Here is a 1,983-nt window from a genome sequence, read left to right as displayed (position 1 = left end):
CGGTTGCACGTATTTAGAACGGGCTGTAAATATTCCCCCTGTCTTCCAGTGTTATACGCCATCACCTTGTGCAGACTGCCGTGTGGTAGATAGTTTATACCATACGTTTAAAAATACTTATGGCATCTTGCCAGCCTTGCCTGAGGAGGATTCGTTGCAGCGGACAAAGAATGACTTGTTTGCTGCGTTTATGAATAACCGTTTGGGCTATGGTTTATCTGTAGTTGATTATCTTAAATTCATGGATAGTTGCCAGGTGTTGGGTTATCGTGATACTGTTGTTACAGACCAGGCTTCAACGATTACTTTCTTCCAGTTAAATACAGGTAAAAGCTTATTAAGATCTGTTGCTGATCCTGTAGCCCTTAATGCTACGGTGCTAGATATGAAGCGTACCCGCGATGGGGGATTTATTATGGCAGGTTATACGAGCCGTCCTAATAACCAGGTTATCGACAAGGCGTTGCTGATCAAAGCTTCGTCTAATGGCCAGCCGGTTTGGATAAAGACGTACGATGCCGGAGATGGGGACGACCGGTTTGTAAAGATCCTGGAAATGGCAAATGGTGATCTGCTGGCTGGTGGGGTATCCAATAACAGGGTGCCGGTAAATGAATGGGCCACTTACAGCATGCCTTTTGCCTCCCTGTTACGGCTAAACGCAAAGGGAGATGTGTTGTGGAGTAAGGGTATATATAGCGGAGATATCTATAGGCAAGAGAGCAGTGGAGATGATATCCGTGACATTGCAGAGCTGAGCAATGGAGATATTGCATTTTCAGGCACCTACAACGTATACCAGACATCCTGTGACTGGACAGTAGGTGTGGTAAGCCAGGATGGCAATATGAGATGGCTTCGCCGTATGGGGACCGCCGAATCCGAGCTTGGGCAGGCGATTGTAGAAGATGAGAAGAGCCTTGTTATGGCAGGGTTGAATTATACCAGTAGCGGCAGGGGAGGCAGCCGGTTTAATGCCAACCTGGTGAGGCTGGATAAGGAGAGGGGTGATATACTTGGTAATTTCAATTACGATGTTGGGAGTAAATTAATTGTAAACGGTCTCTATAAACTTCCTTCCGGTAGCTTTAGGCTGGCGATGGTTAAATCTGTAGATCCCAACCTGGGTTCACTCAACGGTCAAGGTATGGTAATGGATGTAGACCGTGATGGTTTTATCCAGCGTGCGTTCCTTTTATCAAGGATACTGAATGCAGATACCTATTGGCTATCTGGTGCCCAACTGAGTGATGGTAGCATGTTGCTGTCGCCCAGCCTTAGTGAAACCGATAATGGCCTTTACCTGATGAAGGTAAATGCCGATGGCGGCCTGTCCTGGTCCAGGAGATTACAAGACAGGTCTGCCGGTAGTGGTGTGCGTAATATTTTCCAGTACGATAGTTCCATTTATGCCGGTGGTAATTTTGGGATGACCCCTGCGCTGTTTACTTACCGTACCAATGGTTTAGCGGCTTGTAATGACGCTGCCCTGGAAGTATCCGTTGCACCATTCAAGGATGCCTTCAGTGGGAGCTTAAATTTATCTGTGAACGAACTGGTGGGCAATAATACTTTTGATTTTACTCTGGAGGTAAATGATCTTCCGGCCGTTGTTAATAAGGTTTATTGTGAATCCGGTGAAAGTCTCTCGCTATACCGTGGCCCGTTGTTATGCGGACAAACAGGCCCGTCGCTGGAAGCAGTACCGCTAAACACCACTAACAACTGTTCAGACAGTACTTTCTACCTGGTAAATACATCCACAGAGCTCTATAAAGCGCTGACCGATTCGCTGAAAAATGATTTTAATGCGTCGTATCTCAACAGTTGTATGCAAGCAGCCAGTGGCGAGGTGTTTACCATGACGCATGCTTTGAGTGAATACCACTATACCCTTTATTATTACGACCAGGCCGGTAACCTGGTGAAAACCGTTCCTCCTGCCGGAGTAGTATCAGATCACTCTGATGGTTGGTTAAGCCG

Annotated in this window: 1 protein-coding gene; it reads left to right on the top strand. The window is 46.6% G+C overall.

From position 1 onward, the window contains the following. On the top strand, positions 1-1,983 hold a 1,983-nt coding region (locus ACDQ55_RS21620), incomplete at both ends, for a hypothetical protein (protein WP_420983724.1).

The organism is Chitinophaga sp. 30R24 (assembly GCF_049056765.1).
Taxonomy (GTDB): domain Bacteria; phylum Bacteroidota; class Bacteroidia; order Chitinophagales; family Chitinophagaceae; genus Chitinophaga.
This window is presented reverse-complemented; position numbering and strand designations above follow the sequence as displayed.